Raw genomic sequence first — 1,406 nt, forward strand, 5'->3', positions numbered from 1 at the left:
CCGCTCAGTTTGACGGCGTTTCCGGGGAGCCGGCTGCGCCTGGCCCTCAGCTACCGCCCCGACCTGTTCACCCACCACGACATCGAACAGTGGGCCACCCGCCTCCAACGCATCCTGGAAGCATTCACCACCGACACCAACACACCCGCAGCCCGCGTGGACATCCTCTCCCCACAGGAACACGCCGAACTCCAGGCCGAGTGGAACACCACCCCCACCCCCGCACCCTGGACCACCCTCCCCGAACTGATCCAGACCCAGGCCACCCGAACCCCCGACGCCACCGCCGTCGTCTTCGAGGAACAAACCCTCACCTACACCCAACTCAACACCCAGGCCAACCGCCTGGCCCACCACCTCCTCACCAAGGGACTCGGCCCCGAACAGTTCGTCGCCGTCGCCCTCGAACGCTCAGCACAAATGATCGTCACCCTCCTCGCCGTCCTCAAAACCGGCGCCGCATACGTCCCCATCGACCCCAGCTACCCCACCGAACGCATCACCTACATCCTCAACGACGCCACACCCGCACTCACCATCACCACCCGACAAGTCCAACAAAAACTCCCCCCCACCCCCAACACCACCTTCCTCCTCCTCGACGACCTCAACACCAACCCCCACCCCCACACCAACCCCACCGACACCCACCGCCCCACCCCCCTCACACCCACACACCCCGCCTACGTCATCTACACCTCAGGCTCCACAGGACAACCCAAGGGCGTCATCGTCCCCCACCACAACGTCATACGCCTCATGACCGCCACCGACCACTGGTTCCACTTCAACAACCACGACATCTGGACCGTCTTCCACTCCTACGCCTTCGACTTCTCCGTCTGGGAAATCTGGGGCCCCCTCCTCACCGGCGGCCGACTCGTCGTCGTCCCCTTCCACACCAGCAGATCACCCGCCGACTTCCTCGAACTCCTCACCCGCGAAAACGTCACCGTCCTCAACCAAACCCCCTCAGCCTTCTACCAACTCCTCCGCCAGGAAAAAGAAACACCCACCAACGCCCTCACCAACCTCCGCACCGTCATCTTCGGCGGCGAAGCACTCGACCCCAACCAACTCCGCGACTGGTACCACCACCACCCCCACCACGGACCCGACATGATCAACATGTACGGGATCACCGAAACCACCGTCCACGTCACCCACGCCCACCTCACCCCCCACACCCTCGACACCACCCCCGGCAGCACCATCGGCCGACCCATCCCCGACCTCAACCTCTACATCCTCGACAACACCCTCCAACTCACCCCCACCGGAGTCACCGGCGAACTCTACGTAGCCGGCCCAGGCCTCGCCCGCGGCTACCTCAACCGCCCCGCCCTCACCGCCGAACGCTTCCCCGCCAACCCCTACGGCCCCCCCGGCACCCGCATGTACCGCAC

The 1,406-nt window shown here is 65.1% G+C and carries 1 protein-coding gene; it reads left to right on the plus strand.

Annotated features, from left to right (window positions below; translation table 11 throughout):
* The coding region (locus ACIP64_RS41465) for an amino acid adenylation domain-containing protein (protein WP_401598061.1) at window positions 1–1,406 on the plus strand (1,406 nt) is incomplete at both ends.

This window comes from Streptomyces sp. NPDC088733 (assembly GCF_044751185.1).
Lineage (GTDB): Bacteria > Actinomycetota > Actinomycetes > Streptomycetales > Streptomycetaceae > Actinacidiphila.